Annotated in this window: 11 protein-coding genes, 1 tRNA gene, 2 rRNA genes and 1 other annotated feature; of the genes, 9 read left to right on the forward strand and 5 right to left on the reverse strand. The window is 53.2% G+C overall.

Features of this window, described 5'->3' with window-relative positions; translation table 11 throughout:
• Positions 1–112 precede the first annotated feature (112 nt).
• A complete protein-coding gene (locus D5067_RS05855; RefSeq protein ID WP_119938473.1) occupies positions 113–487 on the reverse strand; it encodes a DUF2799 domain-containing protein in 375 nt (124 codons plus the stop codon).
• Positions 488–700: 213 nt separating this feature from the next.
• On the opposite strand from D5067_RS05855, the gene aroF reads away from it, so the two are divergent.
• The 3 genes from aroF to D5067_RS05870 are packed head-to-tail and all read left to right on the forward strand — an operon-like array spanning position 701 to position 3,872.
• On the forward strand, positions 701–1,771 hold the full coding sequence (gene aroF / locus D5067_RS05860; protein WP_119938472.1) for a 3-deoxy-7-phosphoheptulonate synthase AroF: 1,071 nt from the start codon (positions 701–703) through the stop codon (positions 1,769–1,771).
• A gap of 10 nt (positions 1,772–1,781) precedes the next feature.
• Positions 1,782–2,903: a bifunctional chorismate mutase/prephenate dehydrogenase gene (gene tyrA, locus D5067_RS05865; protein WP_119938471.1), complete on the forward strand. Its 1,122-nt coding sequence runs from the start codon at positions 1,782–1,784 to the stop codon at positions 2,901–2,903.
• Between the two features lie 60 nt (positions 2,904–2,963).
• The gene (locus D5067_RS05870) at positions 2,964–3,872 is read left to right on the forward strand and encodes an SMP-30/gluconolactonase/LRE family protein (RefSeq protein WP_119938470.1); all 909 of its coding nucleotides are present in this window, start codon (positions 2,964–2,966) and stop codon (positions 3,870–3,872) included.
• On the opposite strand, the gene pheA is transcribed toward D5067_RS05870, so the two are convergent.
• The 4 genes from pheA to bamD form a co-directional block, all read right to left on the reverse strand.
• Positions 3,833–4,993: a bifunctional chorismate mutase/prephenate dehydratase gene (pheA, locus tag D5067_RS05875; RefSeq protein WP_119938469.1), complete on the reverse strand. Its 1,161-nt coding sequence runs from the start codon at positions 4,991–4,993 to the stop codon at positions 3,833–3,835. The genes D5067_RS05870 and pheA overlap by 40 nt on opposite strands.
• A gap of 30 nt (positions 4,994–5,023) precedes the next feature.
• Positions 5,024–5,149: a sequence feature (Phe leader region), on the reverse strand.
• Complete coding sequence (gene pheL / locus D5067_RS05880) at positions 5,101–5,148, reverse strand: pheA operon leader peptide PheL (RefSeq protein WP_100249759.1); 48 nt, start codon at positions 5,146–5,148, stop codon at positions 5,101–5,103. It overlaps the preceding feature by 48 nt.
• A gap of 103 nt (positions 5,150–5,252) precedes the next feature.
• Complete coding sequence (gene raiA / locus D5067_RS05885; protein ID WP_008502470.1) at positions 5,253–5,594, reverse strand: ribosome-associated translation inhibitor RaiA; 342 nt, start codon at positions 5,592–5,594, stop codon at positions 5,253–5,255.
• Between the two features lie 270 nt (positions 5,595–5,864).
• Entirely contained in the window at positions 5,865–6,602 is a 738-nt protein-coding gene (gene bamD, locus D5067_RS05890; RefSeq protein WP_119938468.1) for an outer membrane protein assembly factor BamD, read from the reverse strand.
• Positions 6,603–6,732: 130 nt separating this feature from the next.
• Here bamD and rluD point away from each other — a divergent pair, with 130 nt between their 5' ends.
• The 6 genes from rluD (at position 6,733) to D5067_RS05920 (ending at position 16,375) form a co-directional block, all read left to right on the forward strand.
• Positions 6,733–7,713, forward strand: coding sequence for a 23S rRNA pseudouridine(1911/1915/1917) synthase RluD (gene rluD / locus D5067_RS05895; protein WP_119938467.1), 981 nt, complete (start codon positions 6,733–6,735; stop codon positions 7,711–7,713).
• A complete protein-coding gene (gene yfiH, locus D5067_RS05900) occupies positions 7,710–8,441 on the forward strand; it encodes a purine nucleoside phosphorylase YfiH (protein WP_119938466.1) in 732 nt (243 codons plus the stop codon). Before rluD ends, yfiH begins: the two co-directional genes overlap by 4 nt.
• A gap of 129 nt (positions 8,442–8,570) precedes the next feature.
• Positions 8,571–11,144, forward strand: coding sequence for an ATP-dependent chaperone ClpB (gene clpB / locus D5067_RS05905; RefSeq protein WP_119938465.1), 2,574 nt, complete (start codon positions 8,571–8,573; stop codon positions 11,142–11,144).
• A gap of 429 nt (positions 11,145–11,573) precedes the next feature.
• Positions 11,574–13,113: ribosomal RNA gene (locus tag D5067_RS05910) — 16S ribosomal RNA — on the forward strand.
• 87 nt (positions 13,114–13,200) lie between these two features.
• A tRNA-Glu gene (locus D5067_RS05915) sits at positions 13,201–13,275 on the forward strand.
• 194 nt (positions 13,276–13,469) lie between these two features.
• A 23S ribosomal RNA gene (locus D5067_RS05920) occupies positions 13,470–16,375 on the forward strand.
• The 16S and 23S rRNA genes sit together here with 1 tRNA gene alongside, the layout of an rRNA operon.
• The last annotated feature ends 51 nt before the right edge of the window (positions 16,376–16,426 follow it).

Below are 16,426 nucleotides of genomic sequence, written 5' to 3' on the forward strand. Positions count from 1 at the left end.
GTTGTTGGCAGAATACCATTGTTTATCAAAGCCGTCATTATGTCAGCAATGCAACCGGGTTGACTTAGGTTAAATCTTACAGTTGTATATATTCTGATGGTTAAAGATTAAATCAATTAAGCCTGCTGGCCTTCATGCTTTCGTCTATCCCTTGCTGCCAGGCCGCGTGCAATTTTGCCGCATTTTCGGTGGCATCGCAGCTGGCGGGAAATGATTTGCCTGCTAATCCCCAAGCATGAATAAAGCCTTCTTCACACACTTTCTTCTGACCGTCCGCATAGCCACGGAGATATTCGCTGCGATCGACATTGGGATCGTTAAAATTATCGGCCAGTGCTCGATTATCTTTAACGGGAGCGCCGTTCATTGCATCTTCTTTCCCCGCGCCAAACCAGTCAGGGCTCGTCCAGTCTGGCTGGAAAGTGTAAGGATTAATCTTGCAGCTCGATAAAAACAGCGACAACAGCAACAGAGCGAGTAAACGCATAGCCATTCTCCTTTTTCTTCAGCATAGCCTGGCCATTCAAACTTGGTGTGTAATTTTAAGTTTACATATATCCGCGCTGTTTTTTGCATTAAATTGGTTTGTGTAAAGTAATGTGTACGTATTTTGGATTGAAATCTTTACTTGTTGTGGTATCGTTGTTCCACCTCTTTGAGGAAACCCACTATCGCAAACGAGTTTTACAGGATCGCAATCATGCAAAAAGACGCGCTGAACAACGTACATATCACCGATGAACAGGTTTTAATTACCCCGGATCAGCTGAAAGCAGAATTCCCGCTGAGCGTTGCGCAGGAAGCTCAAATTGAGCACTCTCGCCAGACTATCTCTGACATCATCGCTGGCCGCGATCCGCGCCTGCTGGTGGTATGCGGTCCTTGCTCTATTCACGATCCTGAAGCCGCCATTGAGTACGCTCGTCGATTTAAAGCATTAGCGGAGGAGGTCAGCGATAGCCTCTATCTGGTGATGCGCGTCTATTTTGAAAAGCCACGCACTACCGTTGGCTGGAAAGGGTTGATTAACGATCCGCACATGGATGGCTCGTTTGATGTGGAAGCAGGCCTGAAGATTGCGCGTCGCCTGCTGGTTGAACTGGTTAGCATGGGGCTACCGCTGGCAACCGAAGCGCTGGATCCGAACAGCCCGCAGTACCTGGGCGATCTGTTTAGCTGGTCCGCGATTGGTGCGCGTACCACCGAATCACAAACCCACCGCGAGATGGCGTCTGGTCTCTCGATGCCGGTCGGTTTCAAAAATGGCACTGATGGCAGCCTGGCAACGGCAATTAACGCCATGCGCGCCGCGGCGATGCCGCACCGTTTTGTTGGTATCAATCAGGCGGGCCAGGTTTGTCTTCTGCAAACACAGGGCAACCCGGATGGTCACGTGATCCTGCGCGGCGGTAAAGCGCCAAACTACAGCCCGGCGGACGTAACGCAGTGTGAAAAAGAGATGGAACAGGCGGGACTGCGCCCGGCGCTGATGGTAGATTGCAGCCATGGTAACTCGAATAAAGATTACCGTCGTCAGCCTGCGGTTGCGGAATCTGTGGTTGCACAGATTAAAGATGGCAACCGTTCTATTATCGGACTGATGATTGAGAGCAATATCCATGAAGGCAATCAGTCATCTGAACAACCGCGTAGCGCGATGAAGCACGGCGTGTCCGTTACGGATGCCTGCATAAGCTGGGAAACCACCGACGCGCTGCTGCGTGAGATCCATAAAGATTTAAACGGCCAGCTGTCGTCACGTCTGGCTTAAGAGGTTAGCTATGGTTGCTGAATTGACCGCACTACGCGATCAAATTGATGAAGTGGATAAGGCGCTGCTGGACCTGCTGGCGCGCCGTATGGCACTGGTTGCCGAGGTAGGTGAGGTTAAAAGCAAATACGGCCTGCCGATTTACGTTCCGGAACGCGAAGCCTCAATGCTCGCCTCACGACGTAAAGAAGCGCAGGCGCTGGGCGTCTCGCCGGATTTAATTGAAGATGTGCTGCGCCGTGTGATGCGCGAATCTTACTCCAGCGAAAATGACAAAGGCTTTAAAACCCTGTGTCCGTCGCTGCGCCCGGTGGTGATTGTGGGCGGCGGTGGCCAGATGGGGCGTCTGTTTGAAAAAATGCTGACGCTTTCTGGCTACCAGGTGCGCATTCTTGAAAAAGAGGACTGGGCGCACGCTCCCGAACTCATGCGCGATGCGGGGATGGTTATCGTCAGCGTGCCGATCCACGTGACCGAGCAGATTATCGGGAAACTCCCGGCGCTACCGGAAGACTGTATTCTTGTCGACCTGGCCTCGGTGAAAAACGGCCCTCTGCAGGCCATGCTGGCGGCGCATACCGGCCCGGTGCTCGGCCTGCATCCGATGTTTGGCCCTGACAGCGGCAGCCTGGCGAAGCAGGTTGTCGTCTACTGTGACGGCCGCCAGCCTGAAGCGTACCAGTGGTTCCTGGAACAGATTCAGGTATGGGGCGCACGTTTGCACCGCATCAGCGCCGTTGAGCACGACCAGAACATGGCGTTTATTCAGGCTCTGCGCCACTTTGCGACCTTTGCATATGGGCTACATCTTGCGGAAGAGAATGTACAGCTTGAACAGCTGCTGGCGCTCTCCTCGCCAATCTATCGCCTGGAGCTTGCAATGGTTGGGCGTCTGTTTGCGCAGGATCCGCAGCTTTACGCCGATATCATTATGTCGTCCGAGAACAACCTCGCGCTGATCAAACGCTACTACCAGCGCTTTGGTGAAGCGATTACTCTGCTGGAGCACGGCGATAAACAGGCGTTTATCGACAGCTTCCGCAAGGTTGAACACTGGTTTGGTGACTACGCGACGCGTTTCCAGAGCGAGAGCCGCACGCTGTTGCGTCAGGCAAATGACAGTCGCCAGTAATGCAATGATGTATATACTAAAAGCCAGCAATGCTGGCTTTTTTCATTTTGGGGAACTGTCATGGCTGAACCACAGCTGCTGTTGAATTACACGGGGCATCTGCCGGAGTGCCCGACGTGGAGCGCAGAAGAGAACGCACTCTACTGGGCGGATATCCTGGAAGGCGAGATCCACCGCTACCATCTGCCCACGGCAGAACACACGGTTCTTTCATTCCACGAAGAGGTGGGCTGTTTTGCGCTGCGTGAGCGCGGCGGGTTTATTGTAGCGATGCGGACGGGCATCTGGCTTACCGATAAACACGGCCTTCTCCGGAGTAAGGTGTGTGATAACCCGTCTAATCCGCAGCTTGCGCGGTTTAACGATGGGGGCACCGATTGTCAGGGGCGTTTCTACGCCGGGACGTTCTGGGGGCCGGGAGATTATAACGGCGCGATGCTGATGCGGATCGATAACGATCTGACGCCGAAAGTGATCCAGTGCGATATTCACGGGCACAACGGGTTAGCCTTTAGCCCGGATCAACACTGGATGTTCACATCCGATACGCCGAATGGGGTCATTTACCGAACGCCGCTTGATGAGCAGGGTGAACCCGGTAAACGCGAGGTATTTCGCCGGTTTAAAGAGGGCGAAGGGATACCTGACGGTGCGGCAATGGATATAGAGGGCTGTTACTGGAGCGCACTGTTTGACGGCTGGCGCATTGCGCGCTTTTCATCGCAGGGTGAGCAGCTGGAAGAGTATCGCTTACCGGTGCGTTGCCCGACGATGGTCTGCTTCGGCGGCGACGATATGAAAACGCTGTTTATCACGACCACGCGGGAAAATATGGAGGCGGATGAAGTGGCAAAATACCCGCTCTCAGGCGCTATCTTCACCCTGCCCGTGAGCGTGGCAGGGATGAAGAAAAGCCGCTTTATCGAACGTTACGCCGGGTCAACCGGGACCACGTTCTCGCTCGGATAGCAGCCCAGCACTTTCATGGAGCGGGTGATCTCGCCGAGTTCGCGCAGGGCTTTCTGCATGGATACAGATTCCAGGTTGGCCTGGATGTCGAGATAGAACATCTCTTCCCACGGATTGCCGTTAATCGGACGGGATTCCAGCTTCGTCATGATCAGGTTGTGGTTACGCAGTACCAGTAGCGCTTCAACCAGGGCGCCTGCCTGCTGGCCGGTGGCCATCAGCAGCGTGGTTTTAGCCGGAACCTGATCCGAGACGTCAATGGCTTTACGCGCCAGCACCACGAAACGGGTGATGTTCTGCGTCTGGTTGGCCAGATTACGCTCCAGCACCTGCAGGCTGTACAGTGCACCACCCGCTTCGCTGCCGAGTGCAGCAACCGTTGGGGAATTCGCCTGCGCCACTTTCTCCATCGCAGCAGAGGTGCTCTCGGTGTACTCAATTTTCCAGTGCGGATAGCGGTTCAGGAACTGGCTGCACTGCTGGAACGGCTGCGGGTGGCTGTAGACCGTTTCAATTTTGCTCAAGTCGGTTGAGCCAGAGACCAGCACGCAGTGGTCGATCGGGATCGTCAGCTCACCAACCAGCGACAGGCTGGTGTGCTGCAGCAGATCGTACACGTCGTTAATGGCGCCTGAACTGGTGTTCTCAATTGGCACCACGGCATAATCAGCCTGGCCGGTTTCTACCTGATTGAAAATATCGGCAAACTTCGCGCAGCCGCTCTCGATGAACTCTTCGAAATGGCGAGCGGCGTACTGACGTGCCGCGAGGTGAGAATAAGAGCCTTTTGGACCCAGGAAGGCGACCCGGGCGGAGTGCGGGTTAGTCTTGTTCAGGTGTTGTTGCAGCAGGGCTTGCTGAGTCAGTACGGAGTCTTCGATGATGAGCTGGAACAGACGGGTAATGTAATGGGCATCCAGGTGATGGGCTTTGCCGAGTTGGATCAGACGCTCCAGCAAATCACGCTCGCGGTCGATGTCGCGAACGGGGCGGTGGGAGTCCAGCTTGGCTTTACCCACCTCAACGGCAAGCGTGCGGCGTTCTGCCAGTAGCGCCAGCAGTTTTTCATCGAGTGCGCTGATTTTTACTCGCAGATCCAGTAACGGGTTTTCCGGTGTCATAGTGTTGTCTGTCTCGTTTTATCGTTATCAATAAAAAAGGCCCCCCGGTGTGGGAGGCCTTGTTGTTCGTCTTCGCATTCTTTATCACACGACGAAACGCCTCCCAGTCAGGGGAAGGTAAAAAAGAATGCGAAGAAGAACGGCGTAAGTTTCATAAAGTCATCCTGAGATTGATACCGTTAAAGTACCCGTACTGTTTTCACCCTGTCAATAAAAAACGCGCCCGAAGGCGCGTTGGCGGTACACTCAATTTAAAGGATTACTCTTCTTCAACTTCTTCCGCGAAGCTGGCGTCTTTCACCGATGTTGTGGCGCGACGAGCTTCACCTTTGTGTTGCACTTTATTGAGCTGCCGTTCCAGCTTGTTGATCAAATCGTTAATAGCCGTATACATATCTTCATGTTTTGCGCTGGCGACCAGATGGCCGTTTGGAGTATTGATAGTTGCGTCAGCGATGAAACCTTGCGGCTCCTTAGACAGAATGATATGCGGGTTAATCAAATGAGTTTGCCATTTATCCAGTTTGGCGAGACGGTCTGCGACGTGCTGGCGAATTGCCGGAGTAATTTCCATTTGTTTACTGGTAATGTTCATTGTCATAAATTTTACCTCTTGTCTTTCCGTCTTGGTGATTCCAGCATACCCCACCCAATGTCAAAATGTGTGATTTAAATCACGTTATTTTGTCGGTTTTTGTCAGGGAATCTTTTTTGTGAGGCAGGGCAGGAAGAGGGGATTTTTACCTTGTCGAAGTCTAAAATTGCGGTCATAGTTGATAGGATGTGCTGAGGCTAAACCGCTTCAGCGAGCGACAGAAACGAATAAAAAAACGGCAGCCCCCGATGCTGCCGTTTTGCATTGGAAGAGATATCAGGTGTTGCTGCTATTCGCGGCGATGATTTTCGCCACTTTTTCTGCCTGCGCATCCATCTGCATTTTACGGTATGCATTTTCCATCAGCTTCAGGCCGTCACGCGTTGCCTGAGTATCCGGGTAGTCACGCAGCATGCCTTCTACACGGTTAACCACAGCGACCCATGCGCCACGGCGGGTATAATATTCCGCTACGGAGTATTCGTATTTCGCCAGACGATCTTTCAGGAACACCAGACGCTTGGTGGCATCGGTGATGTACTGGCTGTTCGGGTAGCCGCGTACCAGTTTGGAGAAGTCGTTGAAGGCATCACGTGCATGCTGTGGGTCACGGTCAGAACGATCCACGCCGAAGAAGCCCTGAAGTGCACTGTCATCCAACGCCATATTGGTCAGGCCGCGCATATACATGACATAATCGATGTTAGGATGAGTCGGGTTCAGACGGATAAAGCGATCGATGGTAGCCTGAGCCAGCGGTAAATCAGCATTTTTATAGTAGGCGTAGATGAGATCTAACTGTACCTGCTGCGAATAGGGGCCAAATGGATAGCGATTATCCAGCGCTTCCAGTTGCGTTATCGCCTGTTTCCAGTTACCGTCCTGCAGTTTTTGTTGTGCAGTCGCATAGATTTCATTCGGCGGATTGTCAGGGACCTGTTCATTCGAACCGGAGCAGCCCACCAAAGCCAGGCTCAACGTGGCCGCTGCCACCAGATATTTCATGCGCGTCATGACGTTTTGACTTTCCTCAAATGTTTGTCCGGGAGAATCTCTTTCCTGCTCCCGATTAAGACCAGCTACAATAGCACACTATATTATACGGCGAAGCCGTAAAACCCAACGTTAAACGAAGAAGCAGTTTATGGCACAACGAGTAGAACTCACCGCAACAGTCTCCGAAAATCAGCTCGGTCAACGCTTAGATCAAGCTTTGGCCGAATTGTTCCCTGATTATTCGCGTTCACGCATAAAAGAATGGATCCTGGACCAGCAGGTTCAGGTTAACGGCAAAGTCTGGGACAAACCAAAAGAGAAAGTGTTAGGTGGGGAAGCTGTCGCCATCAATGCTGAAATCGAAGAGGAAGTGCGCTTCGAGCCGCAGGATATCCCACTGAATATCGTTTATGAAGATGACGACATTCTGGTCATCAACAAGCCACGGGGTCTGGTTGTTCACCCTGGTGCGGGTAATCCTGATGGCACCGTGCTTAACGCACTTCTCCATTATTATCCGCCGATTGTTGACGTGCCGCGCGCCGGTATCGTTCACCGTCTGGATAAAGACACTACCGGTCTGATGGTGGTGGCAAAAACCGTTCCTGCCCAGACGCGTCTGGTGGAATCTCTGCAGCTGCGCGAAATCACGCGTGAGTACGAAGCGGTGGCGATTGGTCATATGACCTCTGGCGGCACGGTTGAAGAGCCGATCAGCCGTCACCCAACCAAGCGTACTCATATGTCGGTGCACCCGATGGGCAAACCGGCGGTGACGCACTATCGCATCATGGAGCACTTCCGTATACATACGCGTCTGCGGTTGCGTCTGGAAACCGGACGTACGCACCAGATCCGCGTCCACATGGCGCACATTACCCATCCGCTGGTGGGTGACCAGGTGTACGGTGGCCGTCCGCGTCCGCCAAAAGGTGCATCGGAGGAGTTCATCGGCGTACTGCGTAAATTCGATCGCCAGGCGCTGCACGCCACGATGCTGCGTCTGTATCATCCAATTACCGGCATTCAGATGGAATGGCATGCGCCAATCCCTGAGGATATGGTTGAACTTATCGACGCAATGCGCGCTGATTTTGAAGAACATAAGGATCGCGTGGACTGGTTATGACCAAACTGATTGTTCCGGAGTGGCCGCTGCCTGAAGGCGTGGTGGCCTGTAGCTCGACCCGTATCGGCGGCGTGAGCCAGGGTGCATGGGAATCCCTGAATCTGGGCGCGCATTGTGGCGATAGCCTGGATCACGTCGAGGAGAACCGCAAGCGTCTTTATGCTGCGGGGAACTTGCCGTCGAAACCGGTCTGGCTTGAGCAGGTACACGGCAAAGATGTGCTGACGTTGGCGGGGGAACCCTACGCCTCTAAACGTGCCGATGCCTCTTATAGCAATACTCCCGGAACAGTTTGCGCCGTAATGACAGCCGATTGCCTGCCGGTGCTGTTTTGCAATCAGGCGGGGACAGAGGTGGCCGCCGCCCACGCGGGCTGGCGTGGTCTGTGTGAAGGCGTGCTCGAAGAGACCGTCGCCTGCTTCAACGATTCCCCGGCTAACATTATCGCCTGGCTTGGCCCGGCCATTGGCCCTCAGGCGTTTGAAGTCGGGGCTGAGGTGCGCGAAGCCTTCATGGTAAAAGATCCTCACGCGGTGAGTGCCTTCGTACCTGTTGGGGAAAAATATCTGGCCGATATTTACCGGCTTGCCCGCCAGCGCCTGAATAATGCTGGCGTGACGCAGATCTTCGGCGGCGATCGCTGTACATTCACCGAAAAGGGTGATTTTTTCTCCTATCGCCGCGACAAGACGACGGGTCGTATGGCAAGTTTCATTTGGCTGATATAACCTAAAGAATCAAGACGATCCGGCACGTGCCGTTTTCTTTTCACATAATTCAGGTCATTAACCTTGAATAATTGAGGGATGACCTCATTTAATCTCCAGTAGCAAATTTGACCTGTTATGGGAGGAGTTATGCGTCTGGATCGTCTTACTAATAAATTCCAGCTTGCTCTCGCCGATGCCCAGTCTCTCGCACTGGGGCACGACAACCAATTTATCGAACCTCTTCATTTAATGAGCGCCTTGCTGAATCAGGAAGGGGGATCGGTACGTCCGTTATTAACGTCTGCCGGCATTAATGCTGGCCAGTTACGCACCGCCATCGATCAGGCTCTGAGCCGTTTACCGCAGGTAGAAGGTACCGGCGGCGACGTTCAGCCGTCTCAGGATCTGGTGCGCGTGCTTAACCTTTGCGACAAGCTGGCGCAAAAACGTGGGGACAACTTTATTTCGTCAGAGCTGTTTGTTCTGGCGGCGCTTGAATCACGCGGTACCTTGACCGACCTGCTAAAAACTGCCGGCGCAACCACTGCCAATGTGACTCAGGCGATTGAGAAAATGCGCGGAGGTGAAAGCGTGAACGATCAGGGAGCCGAAGACCAACGTCAGGCTTTGAAGAAATTTACGGTCGATCTGACCGAGCGTGCTGAGCAGGGCAAACTTGACCCGGTTATCGGCCGTGATGAAGAGATTCGTCGTACCATCCAGGTACTGCAGCGCCGTACCAAAAATAACCCTGTGCTGATTGGTGAACCCGGTGTCGGTAAAACCGCCATCGTTGAAGGCCTGGCGCAGCGTATTGTGAACGGCGAAGTGCCGGAAGGTCTGAAAGGCCGCCGCGTGCTGGCGCTGGATATGGGTGCGCTGGTGGCGGGTGCAAAATACCGCGGTGAGTTCGAAGAGCGACTGAAAGGCGTGCTGAACGACCTGGCGAAACAGGAAGGCAACGTTATCCTGTTTATCGACGAACTGCACACCATGGTCGGAGCCGGTAAAGCGGACGGCGCGATGGATGCCGGGAACATGCTGAAACCTGCGCTGGCGCGCGGTGAACTTCACTGCGTCGGTGCCACTACGCTGGATGAGTACCGTCAGTACATTGAGAAAGATGCTGCGCTGGAACGTCGTTTCCAGAAAGTGTTTGTTGCTGAGCCAAGCGTTGAAGATACCATCGCGATCCTGCGTGGCCTGAAAGAACGCTATGAACTGCACCATCATGTGCAGATCACTGACCCGGCCATCGTTGCGGCCGCGACGCTTTCGCATCGTTATATCGCGGATCGTCAGCTGCCGGATAAAGCCATCGACCTGATTGATGAAGCCGCATCCAGCATTCGTATGCAGATTGACTCAAAACCGGAAGAGCTGGACCGTCTGGACCGACGCATCATTCAGCTCAAGCTGGAACAGCAGGCGCTGAAGAAAGAGTCTGATGAAGCCAGTAAGAAACGCCTTGATATGCTGAACGAAGAGCTGGACGACAAAGAGCGTCAGTACTCTGAGTTAGAAGAAGAGTGGAAAGCGGAGAAAGCTTCCCTTTCTGGCACCCAGACGATCAAAGCAGAACTGGAACAGGCCAAAATCGCTATTGAGCAGGCGCGACGCGTTGGCGATCTGGCGCGTATGTCTGAACTGCAGTACGGCAAAATTCCTGAGCTGGAGAAACAGCTTGAGATTGCGACGCAGTCCGAAGGCAAAACGATGCGTCTGCTACGTAATAAAGTGACGGATGCAGAAATTGCTGAGGTGCTGGCTCGCTGGACCGGTATTCCGGTGGCACGCATGCTCGAAGGCGAACGCGAAAAACTGCTGCGTATGGAACAGGACCTGCACAACCGCGTAATTGGCCAGAACGAGGCGGTTGAAGCGGTTTCCAACGCTATCCGTCGTAGCCGTGCAGGGCTCTCTGACCCGAATCGCCCAATTGGTTCGTTCCTGTTCCTGGGGCCAACCGGTGTCGGTAAAACCGAGCTGTGTAAAGCGCTGGCTAACTTTATGTTCGACAGTGATGACGCCATGGTGCGTATCGATATGTCCGAGTTTATGGAGAAACACTCCGTCTCGCGTCTGGTCGGTGCGCCTCCGGGATACGTCGGCTATGAGGAAGGGGGTTATCTGACTGAAGCGGTGCGCCGTCGTCCTTATTCCGTCATCCTGCTGGATGAAGTGGAAAAAGCGCATCCGGATGTGTTCAACATTCTGCTGCAGGTACTGGATGATGGTCGTCTGACCGACGGGCAGGGAAGAACGGTCGATTTCCGTAACACGGTGGTGATCATGACCTCGAACCTGGGTTCCGATTTGATTCAGGAACGTTTCGGGGAACTGGATTATGGTCATATGAAAGATCTGGTGCTTGGCGTGGTTAGCCAGAGCTTCCGTCCCGAGTTCATTAACCGTATTGATGAAGTGGTGGTATTCCATCCTCTGGGTGAGAAACATATTGCATCGATTGCGCAGATCCAGCTGCAGCGTCTGTATAAACGTCTTGAAGATCGGGGATATGAAATCCACATCTCTGACGATGCGCTGAAACTGCTGAGCGAGAATGGTTACGATCCGGTTTACGGGGCTCGTCCACTGAAACGAGCTATCCAGCAGCAGATCGAAAACCCGCTGGCGCAACAAATTCTCTCCGGGGAGTTGATTCCGGGCAAAGTTATCCGCCTGGAAGCCAACAACGATCGCATTGTGGCAGTGCAGTAAGTCACAAAACACAAAAACGAGCCGCCTGCGGCTCGTTTTTGTTTAAAAACCAGGCGAAAATTGAGGTCTGGGGCGAGATTTGCCTGGAAATTGAGCGGTCAGTAAATAATTTTCACTTTATACTTGCGGCTTCGTAATTACTCCCTATAATGCGCCTCCACTGACACGGAACAACGGCATACACGCCGCCGGGTCAGCAGAGAATAGCGAAAATTATCGCTTGACTCTGTAGCGGGGAAGCGTAATATGCACACCCCGCGCCGCTGAGAAAAAGCGAAGCGGCACTGCTCTTTAACAATTTATCAGACAATCTGTGTGGGCACTCAAAGTGACATGGATTCTTAATGTCTTCGGACAATAAATGAATACCAAGTCTCTGAGTGAACATACGTAATTCATTACGAAGTTTAATTCACGAGCATCAAACTTAAATTGAAGAGTTTGATCATGGCTCAGATTGAACGCTGGCGGCAGGCCTAACACATGCAAGTCGAGCGGTAGCACAGGGAGCTTGCTCCTGGGTGACGAGCGGCGGACGGGTGAGTAATGTCTGGGAAACTGCCTGATGGAGGGGGATAACTACTGGAAACGGTAGCTAATACCGCATAACGTCGCAAGACCAAAGAGGGGGACCTTCGGGCCTCTTGCCATCAGATGTGCCCAGATGGGATTAGCTAGTAGGTGGGGTAACGGCTCACCTAGGCGACGATCCCTAGCTGGTCTGAGAGGATGACCAGCCACACTGGAACTGAGACACGGTCCAGACTCCTACGGGAGGCAGCAGTGGGGAATATTGCACAATGGGCGCAAGCCTGATGCAGCCATGCCGCGTGTATGAAGAAGGCCTTCGGGTTGTAAAGTACTTTCAGCGGGGAGGAAGGCGATAAGGTTAATAACCTTGTCGATTGACGTTACCCGCAGAAGAAGCACCGGCTAACTCCGTGCCAGCAGCCGCGGTAATACGGAGGGTGCAAGCGTTAATCGGAATTACTGGGCGTAAAGCGCACGCAGGCGGTCTGTCAAGTCGGATGTGAAATCCCCGGGCTCAACCTGGGAACTGCATTCGAAACTGGCAGGCTAGAGTCTTGTAGAGGGGGGTAGAATTCCAGGTGTAGCGGTGAAATGCGTAGAGATCTGGAGGAATACCGGTGGCGAAGGCGGCCCCCTGGACAAAGACTGACGCTCAGGTGCGAAAGCGTGGGGAGCAAACAGGATTAGATACCCTGGTAGTCCACGCCGTAAACGATGTCGACTTGGAGGTTGTTCCCTTGAGGAGTGGCTTCCGGAGCTAACGCGTTAAGTCGACCGCCTGGGGAGTACGGCCGCAAGGTTAAAACTCAAATGAATTGACGGGGGCCCGCACAAGCGGTGGAGCATGTGGTTTAATTCGATGCAACGCGAAGAACCTTACCTACTCTTGACATCCAGAGAACTTAGCAGAGATGCTTTGGTGCCTTCGGGAACTCTGAGACAGGTGCTGCATGGCTGTCGTCAGCTCGTGTTGTGAAATGTTGGGTTAAGTCCCGCAACGAGCGCAACCCTTATCCTTTGTTGCCAGCGGTCCGGCCGGGAACTCAAAGGAGACTGCCAGTGATAAACTGGAGGAAGGTGGGGATGACGTCAAGTCATCATGGCCCTTACGAGTAGGGCTACACACGTGCTACAATGGCGCATACAAAGAGAAGCGACCTCGCGAGAGCAAGCGGACCTCATAAAGTGCGTCGTAGTCCGGATTGGAGTCTGCAACTCGACTCCATGAAGTCGGAATCGCTAGTAATCGTAGATCAGAATGCTACGGTGAATACGTTCCCGGGCCTTGTACACACCGCCCGTCACACCATGGGAGTGGGTTGCAAAAGAAGTAGGTAGCTTAACCTTCGGGAGGGCGCTTACCACTTTGTGATTCATGACTGGGGTGAAGTCGTAACAAGGTAACCGTAGGGGAACCTGCGGTTGGATCACCTCCTTACCTTAAAGAACCTGCCTTTGTAGTGCTCACACAGATTGTCTGATGAATGTAGAGAAGCAAGACGGCTGCGAAGTCGAGACACTCCGTGTCCCCTTCGTCTAGCGGTTAGGACTCCGCCCTTTCACGGCGGCAACAGGGGTTCGAATCCCCTAGGGGACGCCACTTGCTGGGTGTGAGTGAAAGACACAGCCAACCGATATCTCAAAACTAACTCAGTGAGTTACGTTTGAGATATTTGCTCTTTAAAAATCTGGATCAAGCTGAAAATTGAAACGACACATCTTTAAGGGTGTGTTCGAGTCTCTCAAATTTTCGCAAGTCGATGATGTGTCGAAAGAGACATCTTCGGGTTGTGAGGTTAAGCGACTAAGCGTACACGGTGGATGCCCTGGCAGTCAGAGGCGATGAAGGACGTGCTAATCTGCGATAAGCGCCGGCGAGGTGATATGAACCTTTGACCCGGCGATTTCCGAATGGGGAAACCCAGTGTGTTCCGACACACTATCGTTAAGTGAATACATAGCTTAACGAAGCGAACCGGGGGAACTGAAACATCTAAGTACCCCGAGGAAAAGAAATCAACCGAGATTCCCCCAGTAGCGGCGAGCGAACGGGGAGCAGCCCAGAGTCTGAATCAGCTTGTGTGTTAGTGGAAGCGTCTGGAAAGTCGCACGGTACAGGGTGATAGTCCCGTACACGAAAGCACACATGCTGTGAACTCGAAGAGTAGGGCGGGACACGTGGTATCCTGTCTGAATATGGGGGGACCATCCTCCAAGGCTAAATACTCCTGACTGACCGATAGTGAACCAGTACCGTGAGGGAAAGGCGAAAAGAACCCCGGCGAGGGGAGTGAAAAAGAACCTGAAACCGTGTACGTACAAGCAGTGGGAGCCTACTTGTTAGGTGACTGCGTACCTTTTGTATAATGGGTCAGCGACTTATATTCTGTAGCAAGGTTAACCGTATAGGGGAGCCGAAGGGAAACCGAGTCTTAACTGGGCGTTAAGTTGCAGGGTATAGACCCGAAACCCGGTGATCTAGCCATGGGCAGGTTGAAGGTTGGGTAACACTAACTGGAGGACCGAACCGACTAATGTTGAAAAATTAGCGGATGACTTGTGGCTGGGGGTGAAAGGCCAATCAAACCGGGAGATAGCTGGTTCTCCCCGAAAGCTATTTAGGTAGCGCCTCGTGAACTCATCTTCGGGGGTAGAGCACTGTTTCGGCTAGGGGGCCATCCCGGCTTACCAACCCGATGCAAACTACGAATACCGAAGAATGTTATCACGGGAGACACACGGCGGGTGCTAACGTCCGTCGTGAAGAGGGAAACAACCCAGACCGCCAGCTAAGGTCCCAAAGTCATGGTTAAGTGGGAAACGATGTGGGAAGGCACAGACAGCCAGGATGTTGGCTTAGAAGCAGCCATCATTTAAAGAAAGCGTAATAGCTCACTGGTCGAGTCGGCCTGCGCGGAAGATGTAACGGGGCTAAACCATGCACCGAAGCTGCGGCAGCGACGCTTATGCGTTGTTGGGTAGGGGAGCGTTCTGTAAGCCGTTGAAGGTGTCCTGTGAGGGGTGCTGGAGGTATCAGAAGTGCGAATGCTGACATAAGTAACGATAATGCGGGTGAAAAGCCCGCACGCCGGAAGACCAAGGGTTCCTGTCCAACGTTAATCGGGGCAGGGTGAGTCGACCCCTAAGGCGAGGCCGAAAGGCGTAGTCGATGGGAAACAGGTTAATATTCCTGTACTTGGTGTTACTGCGAAGGGGGGACGGAGAAGGCTATGTTAGCCGGGCGACGGTTGTCCCGGTTTAAGCATGTAGGCGGGAGTTTTAGGTAAATCCGGAACTCTTCTAACGCTGAGGTGTGATGACGAGGCACTACGGTGCTGAAGTAACAAATGCCCTGCTTCCAGGAAAAGCCTCTAAGCATCAGGTAACACAAAATCGTACCCCAAACCGACACAGGTGGTCAGGTAGAGAATACCAAGGCGCTTGAGAGAACTCGGGTGAAGGAACTAGGCAAAATGGTGCCGTAACTTCGGGAGAAGGCACGCTGATGTGTAGGTGAAGTCCCTGCGGATGGAGCTGAAATCAGTCGAAGATACCAGCTGGCTGCAACTGTTTATTAAAAACACAGCACTGTGCAAACACGAAAGTGGACGTATACGGTGTGACGCCTGCCCGGTGCCGGAAGGTTAATTGATGGGGTTAGCGGCAACGCGAAGCTCTTGATCGAAGCCCCGGTAAACGGCGGCCGTAACTATAACGGTCCTAAGGTAGCGAAATTCCTTGTCGGGTAAGTTCCGACCTGCACGAATGGCGTAATGATGGCCAGGCTGTCTCCACCCGAGACTCAGTGAAATTGAACTCGCTGTGAAGATGCAGTGTACCCGCGGCAAGACGGAAAGACCCCGTGAACCTTTACTATAGCTTGACACTGAACACTGGTCCTTGATGTGTAGGATAGGTGGGAGGCTTTGAAGCGTGGACGCCAGTCTGCGTGGAGCCAACCTTGAAATACCACCCTTTAATGGCTGGTGTTCTAACGTAGACCCGTGATCCGGGTTGCGGACAGTGTCTGGTGGGTAGTTTGACTGGGGCGGTCTCCTCCCAAAGAGTAACGGAGGAGCACGAAGGTTAGCTAATCCTGGTCGGACATCAGGAGGTTAGTGCAATGGCATAAGCTAGCTTGACTGCGAGAGTGACGGCTCGAGCAGGTGCGAAAGCAGGTCATAGTGATCCGGTGGTTCTGAATGGAAGGGCCATCGCTCAACGGATAAAAGGTACTCCGGGGATAACAGGCTGATACCGCCCAAGAGTTCATATCGACGGCGGTGTTTGGCACCTCGATGTCGGCTCATCACATCCTGGGGCTGAAGTAGGTCCCAAGGGTATGGCTGTTCGCCATTTAAAGTGGTACGCGAGCTGGGTTTAGAACGTCGTGAGACAGTTCGGTCCCTATCTGCCGTGGGCGCTGGAGAATTGAGGGGGGCTGCTCCTAGTACGAGAGGACCGGAGTGGACGCATCACTGGTGTTCGGGTTGTCATGCCAATGGCATTGCCCGGTAGCTAAATGCGGAAAAGATAAGTGCTGAAAGCATCTAAGCACGAAACTTGCCCCGAGATGAGTTCTCCCTGACCCTTTAAGGGTCCTGAAGGAACGTTGAAGACTACGACGTTGATAGGTCGGGTGTGTAAGCGCAGCGATGCGTTGAGCTAACCGATACTAATGAACCGTGAGGCTTAACCTTACAACGCCGAAGCTGTTTCGGCGGACGAGAGACAGACAATCAAATTTCAGC

Origin of the sequence: Enterobacter huaxiensis (assembly GCF_003594935.2) — a bacterium.
GTDB lineage: Bacteria > Pseudomonadota > Gammaproteobacteria > Enterobacterales > Enterobacteriaceae > Enterobacter > Enterobacter huaxiensis.